Annotated in this window: 5 protein-coding genes and 1 pseudogene; all 6 read left to right on the top strand. The window is 59.8% G+C overall.

All coding sequences use genetic code 11. The annotated features are described in order from the left end of the window. Nucleotides 1-202: pseudogene (locus tag GSQ91_RS07055) on the top strand (hypothetical protein); the annotation flags it as partial. Beyond that, nucleotides 202-942 (top strand): ATPase, encoded by a 741-nt coding sequence (locus GSQ91_RS07050; protein WP_158820566.1) that lies wholly within the window; start codon nt 202-204, stop codon nt 940-942. The pseudogene GSQ91_RS07055 and the gene GSQ91_RS07050, both read left to right, overlap by 1 nt. Beyond that, nucleotides 942-1,490: an ATP synthase F1 subunit delta gene (gene atpH / locus GSQ91_RS07045; RefSeq protein ID WP_158820565.1), complete on the top strand. Its 549-nt coding sequence runs from the start codon at nt 942-944 to the stop codon at nt 1,488-1,490. The genes GSQ91_RS07050 and atpH overlap by 1 nt, the downstream gene beginning before the upstream one ends. Nucleotides 1,491-1,575: 85 nt before the next feature. Continuing rightward, entirely contained in the window at nt 1,576-3,123 is a 1,548-nt protein-coding gene (gene atpA / locus GSQ91_RS07040; protein ID WP_158820564.1) for a F0F1 ATP synthase subunit alpha, read from the top strand. A 31-nt stretch (nt 3,124-3,154) separates the two neighbouring features. Further along, nucleotides 3,155-4,246, top strand: a complete 1,092-nt coding sequence (locus GSQ91_RS07035) for a F0F1 ATP synthase subunit gamma (RefSeq protein ID WP_158820563.1) — start codon at nt 3,155-3,157, stop codon at nt 4,244-4,246. 64 nt (nt 4,247-4,310) lie between these two features. Then, nucleotides 4,311-5,677: F0F1 ATP synthase subunit beta (gene atpD / locus GSQ91_RS07030; protein ID WP_158820562.1), on the top strand; the 1,367-nt coding region annotated here is incomplete at its 3' end.

Genomic DNA, 5,677 nt, shown 5'->3' with positions numbered 1-5,677 from the left:
GCAATGGCACGGTGAACGCGATGCCGCGCTGGCTTCCGTGCGTGATGCGGCTCAGGATCGTATTCGTGTTGCACGCAAGGAGATCGAGGCTTCGGCCGCTGCGGCCCGTCTGCAGATTGAAGGCGCGACTGCGCAGTTGAGCGAGAGCATTCTCCGTGCGGTACTCCCTGCGGGGACCAAGATCTCGGAGGCACACCAGTAATGTTTCGTTTCTCTCTTCGTGCCGGGCTCCGTGGGCTTGCTCTTCTTTCACTCTCTGTCGTCCTGTTGGCGGGGTCGAACTCCGTGATGCTGGCGCAGGATGCTACTCAGTCCGAGCATCACGCCGCTAACGGTGGCGAGCGGACAGCTCCGGACAGTGCTGTTCCTGAGAAGAAGGAAGAGATCAAGGACGCGAACGAAGCGTATCGCCAGTCTCCGATGGTGCAGAAGCTCGGCGCCATGCTGGGGATGAATCGTGCGCAGGCTGCGACCGCGTTCGAAGTCTTCAACTTTGTTGTTCTGGCTATCCTGGTTGGCTATGGCCTGCTGAAGGCGCTGCCGAAAACCTTCCGTAACCGCAGCTCGGCAATCCAGAAGAAGCTTGTCGATGCGCGTACGGCGACGGAAGAGGCGAACGCCCGGTTGAACTCCGTCGAGGCGCGGCTGTCTAAGCTCGACTCGCAGATTGCGGAGATGCGGTCACACGCCGAGGCTGATTCGATTCGCGATGAGAAGCGCATCAAGGCCAGCGTCGAAGACGAGAAGGCGAAGATTATCGCTGCGGCTGAGGCGGAGATACAGGCCGCGACCACGTTGGCGCAGCGTCAGATTCAGCAGTATGCCGCGGAGCTTGCCATCGAGCAGGCCGCTCGCAAGCTGGTGGTTACGGCCGAGACAGACCGGTTGCTGGTAGAGAGTTTTGCGCATCGGTTGGGCGCGGATAAGGGAGACCAGAACTAATGGCAATCGTCGATCTCCGTTACGCGCGTGCCTTTGCCGCTGTGGTCTCCGACCAGAAGCTGGATGTCGTTGCCGCACAGGGACAGTTGAATGATTTTGCGGATACGCTGGAGGCCAGCACCGATCTGCGCGAGGTTCTGCAGGATCCTTCGATCCCGGAGCCGCAGAAGCTGAAGGTCCTTGACGCGATTGCGAGCCGGCTTGGTATGAGCCCGGCGACGCGGAATTTTCTTGCAGTGATTACGCATCACCAGCGGCTACATGAACTGCGGGAGATTCTGGGGGCGTATTTAGCGCTCGCCGATGAGTCGACCGGTGTAGCCGAGGCGGAGATTGTTACGGCGCGTCCGCTGGATGACGGCAACCGCAAGTTGCTGGAGCAACAGGTGACCAAGCTCGCTGGCGGGCAGCATGTTCGGGCGACGTACCGGGAAGATGCCTCGCTGCTGGGCGGCGCGGTGGTTCGCATTGGATCGACGGTATACGACGGTTCGGTTCGCGCGCAGTTGCAGCAGTTGAAGCAGCGGCTGATTGCTGCACGGGCATAGAGATAGCGAATTCGCAGTAAGCGATATTGCAGCAAGCAATATCGCAACACTAAAGGGTTTGGAAGACGGAAGAAAAGGGAAGAGCATGGCACAGATTCAGGCAAACGAGATCACAGAACTCCTTCGCCAGCAGATCGAGAACTACGAGCAGCGCATCCAGGTCGACGAGGTCGGCACGATCATCACCCTTGGCGACGGTATTGCACGCGTGCATGGGCTGGACAAGGTTATGGCTGGCGAGCTCGTAGAGTTCCCGCACGGCATCATGGGCCTGGCCATGAACCTCGATGAGGACCAGGTCGGAACGGTCGTTCTGGGCGACTACAGCGAGCTGAAGGAAGGCGACGAGGTCAAGCGTACGGGCAAGATTATGTCCGTGCCCGTGGGTGAGGCGCTGATTGGCCGCGTGGTCAATGCACTCGGCCAGCCCATCGACGACAAGGGCCCGATCAACACGCCGCACACGCTTCCGGTTGAGCGTCTCGCTCCCGGTGTGATCGCGCGCCAATCGGTTACAGAGCCGATGGCGACCGGCATCAAGGCCATCGATACGATGATTCCTATCGGCCGCGGACAGCGCGAGCTGCTGATCGGCGACCGCCAGACCGGCAAGACCGCCGTGGCCTTGGACACGATTATCAACTCGGCAAAGAACGACCTGATCTGCATCTATTGCGCGATTGGTCAGAAGCGGTCTTCGGTCGCAACCGTGGTGCAGACTCTCGAAGAGTATGGCGCGATGGCGTACACCATCGTCGTTGCCGCTACGGCTTCCGAGCCGGCGCCGATGCAGTATCTCGCACCATTCGCCGCGACGGCGATGGGCGAGTACTTCCGCGACAACGGCAAGCACGCGCTGATCATCTATGACGATCTCTCGAAGCATGCCGCCTCGTACCGCGAGATTTCGCTGTTGCTGCGCCGTCCTCCAGGCCGCGAAGCGTACCCCGGCGACGTGTTCTATCTGCACTCGCGTCTGCTGGAGCGTTCGTCGAAGATGTCGAAGGAGCTGGGCGGCGGTTCGCTGACGGCGCTTCCGATCATCGAGACCCAAGCCGGCGACGTTTCGGCCTACATTCCGACCAACGTGATCTCGATCACCGACGGTCAGATCTTCTTCGAGACCGATCTGTTCAACTCGGGCGTTCGTCCTGCTGTGAACGTAGGTCTGTCGGTCTCGCGCGTAGGATTTGCCGCTGCGATCAAGGCGACCAAGCAGGTCGGTTCGACACTGAAACTGGACCTCGCGCAGTATCGCGAGTTGGCAGCCTTCGCGCAGTTCGGTTCGGATCTGGATAAGGTCACGCAGAACCAGTTGAACCGTGGCGCGCGCCTGACAGAGCTGCTGAAGCAGCCGCAGTTCCAGCCGCTGACGTGGGTTCAGCAGGTGGCGATCATCTTCGCCGGAACCCAGGGTCTGCTGGACGATGTCGAGGTCAAGGACATTCGCGCATTCGAGGACGGCTTCTACACCTACATGGATTCAGCTGCACCCCAGGTGTTGTCGGGCATCGAGTCGAAGAAGGCACTGGATGACGATCTTCGCAAGGGCCTGAAGGACGCGATCACCGCTTACAAGCAGGACTTCCTTGCAGCCCGCAAAGAAGCCGCAACCGCCGGGGCAAAGGCATAAAAATCGAGCAGGGCAGGAAACGTAAGGACTGATGGCAAACGTACTCGATTTACGGCGTCGCATCCGCAGTGTGAAGAACACGCGGCAGATCACCAAGGCCATGAAGATGGTCTCGGCGGCTAAGCTGCGCCGCGCGCAGGAGCGCGCGATGCAGGCCCGGCCCTATGCGCAGATGCTGACCAACGTGTTGGAGTCCCTGGTGCGCCGGACGGATCTTTTCAATGAGTCCACCGGCGACATCATGCACCCGCTGCTGGTGGAGCGCGAAGAGAAGAATGTGCTCGTGCTGGTAGTCGCAGGCGATAAGGGTTTTGCCGGCGGCTTCAACTCGAACATCGGCAAGGCCGCACAGAAGTTCATCGACGAGCGGCGTGCCCAGGGACAGAACATCGATCTGGAACCGATCGGCAAGAAGGCGATTGGCTTCTACAAGAAGCGCTTTCCCGCTGCGACCTACGAGCACAAAGAAGAGCTCTACGACAACGAGCTTTCCAAGCACATCGAAGACATCCGTCATCGCGCGGAGCCTATCGAAGTGGCGGCGGAGCATCCGACCTTGCTGGTGAAGATCGGTTTCGAAGATGTTACGGCCTTGGCCCATTCGATCGTCGACCGTTATGAGAGCGCCGAGATCGATTCGGTCTACATCGTGTTCAACGAGTTCAAGTCGGTTATCTCGCAGCGCGTGGTTGTTGAAAAGCTGCTGCCGATTCGCAAGCTGGGCACACATGAGATTACGGCTGCGGAAGAGATGACCGAGGAGCAGAAAGAGGCGGCCGGCAAGGCTGCGCAGAGCTCCGGTGTCTCGATCAATGAACCTGAGGAAACAGAGATTGATCAAGAGGCGAAGAAGTTTGGGACCGCTGAAGTCGATTACATCTTCGACCAGGCTCCCGAGCGGTTGTTCCGTCACCTGATGCCGCGCTATGTTACGACGCAGATCTTCCATGCGCTTCTGGAATCTGCGGCTGCGGAACATGCGGCGCGTATGACCGCGACGGATGCGGCCAGCAAGAACGCAGGCGATTTGATCGACAAGCTATCACTCACCATGAACCGTTTGCGTCAGGCTGCGATTACCAAGGAAATTATCGAGATTGTTAGCGGTGCTGCAGCGCTGTAAGAGCAGATCCCCTGCGGGAATGACAGAAAGAAAAGTAACAACGAGTTCGGAGTAAGACAAAGTTATGGCAGAGAACATCGGAAAAGTGATCAGCATCAGCGGCCCGGCCGTTGACGTGCAATTCGAAGAGGCGCACATGCCTCCTATCTTCCAGGCGCTGCGCATTGTGGGCGATGGTTTTGTGACGCCGCAGCCTGTGAACGTCATCGTCGAGGTGCAGCAGCATCTCGGTGAGGGCCGCGTGCGCTGCATCGCCATGGTTGCGACCGAGGGCATGGTTCGCGGCATGAAGGCCATCGACACCGGCGCGGGTATTACGGTACCTGTAGGCCGTGAGACGCTGGGCCGCGTGCTCAACGTGCTTGGCGAGCCCGTGGACGAGCTTGGCCCGGTGAACGCGAAGGTGCATATGCCGATCCATCGCCAGGCCCCCGCGTTCGACGAGCAGTCGACCTCGGAGGAGATGTTCGAGACGGGCATCAAGGTCGTCGACCTGATCCTGCCCTTCTTGAAGGGCGGAAAGATCGGCCTGTTCGGCGGCGCCGGCGTCGGCAAGACCGTCGTCATCCAGGAGCTCATCAACAACGTCGCGATGAAGCACGGTGGCTTCTCGGTGTTCGCAGGAGTCGGCGAGCGTACCCGTGAGGGTAACGATCTGTGGCATGAGTTCCAGGAGTCGGGCGTTATCGACGTTCACGACTTCAATAAGAGCAAAGCCGCGCTGATCTACGGTCAGATGACCGAGCCGCCAGGAGCACGTCTGCGCGTGGCGCTGACCGGCCTGACGGTCGCGGAGTACTTCCGCGACGTTGAGGGTGCCGACACGCTGCTGTTCATCGACAACATCTTCCGCTTTACGCAGGCCGGTTCCGAGGTCTCCACGCTGCTGGGCCGTATGCCTTCGGCTGTGGGCTACCAGCCGAACCTCGCGACCGAAATGGGTGAGTTGCAGGAGCGCATTACGTCGACCAAGAAGGGCTCGGTTACATCAGTGCAGGCCGTCTACGTGCCTGCCGACGATATTACCGATCCGGCTCCTGCGACGACGTTTGCCCATCTGGACGCGACCATGTTGCTCTCACGTCCGCTGTCGGAGCTTGGTATCTATCCGGCTGTGGACCCGCTGACCTCGACCTCGCGTGTGCTTTCTGTGCGCGTTGTGGGCCAGGAGCACTACGATGTGGCGCAGGGCGTGAAGCGCATTCTGCAGCGCTACAAGGACCTGCAGGACATCATCGCGATTCTCGGCATCGACGAGCTCTCGGAAGAGGACAAGCTCACTGTGTCGCGTGCGCGTAAGGTGCAGCGCTTCCTCTCGCAGCCATTCCATGTGGCCGAGATCTTCACCGGTATCCCCGGTGCGTACGTCAAGGTCGAGGACACGGTGCGCAGCTTCAAGGAGATCATCGAAGGCAAGCATGATGACATTCC

The sequence above is a fragment of the Granulicella sp. S156 genome, assembly GCF_009766105.1.
Taxonomy (GTDB): Bacteria; Acidobacteriota; Terriglobia; order Terriglobales; family Acidobacteriaceae; genus Granulicella.
Note: the sequence above shows the minus strand (reverse complement) of the source record. Positions and strands in the feature narration are given on the sequence as shown.

Coding starts and splice junctions, on each gene's coding strand:
- GSQ91_RS07050 (WP_158820566.1), top strand. CDS start 202: ATGTTTCGTTTCTCTCTTCGTGCCGGGCTCCGTGGGCTTGCTCTTCTT.
- atpH (WP_158820565.1), top strand. CDS start 942: ATGGCAATCGTCGATCTCCGTTACGCGCGTGCCTTTGCCGCTGTGGTC.
- atpA (WP_158820564.1), top strand. CDS start 1,576: ATGGCACAGATTCAGGCAAACGAGATCACAGAACTCCTTCGCCAGCAG.
- GSQ91_RS07035 (WP_158820563.1), top strand. CDS start 3,155: ATGGCAAACGTACTCGATTTACGGCGTCGCATCCGCAGTGTGAAGAAC.